Here is a 301-nt window from a genome sequence, read left to right as displayed (position 1 = left end):
CGCCGCGATTCGCCCGACCGTCGTTGACGGCAAAAAGACGCTCATGGTTGACGAAGCCAAGTGCATCTGCTGCGGCGCGTGCTTCGGCGCCTGCCCGGCCATGGAGATCAACCACCCCGAACACTCGAAATTTGCGGTGTGGGTCGGCGGCAAAAACAGCAACGCCCGCTCGAAACCCTCGACCATGAGCCTCGTGGCGCACAATCTGCCGAACAATCCGCCGCGCTGGCCGGAAGTGACCGAAGTGGTCGGCCGCATCCTCACCGCCTACAAAGCCGGAGGCCGCCCGTGGGAGCGAGTT

At 64.5% G+C, this 301-nt stretch carries 1 pseudogene; it reads left to right on the top strand.

The annotated features are described in order from the left end of the window. Positions 1 to 301 (top strand): annotated as a pseudogene (locus tag EST62_RS13245) (dissimilatory-type sulfite reductase subunit beta); the annotation flags it as partial.

The sequence above is a fragment of the Chlorobaculum sp. 24CR genome (assembly GCF_004118635.1).
Lineage (GTDB): Bacteria > Bacteroidota > Chlorobiia > Chlorobiales > Chlorobiaceae > Chlorobaculum.
Note: the sequence above shows the minus strand (reverse complement) of the source record. Positions and strands in the feature narration are given on the sequence as shown.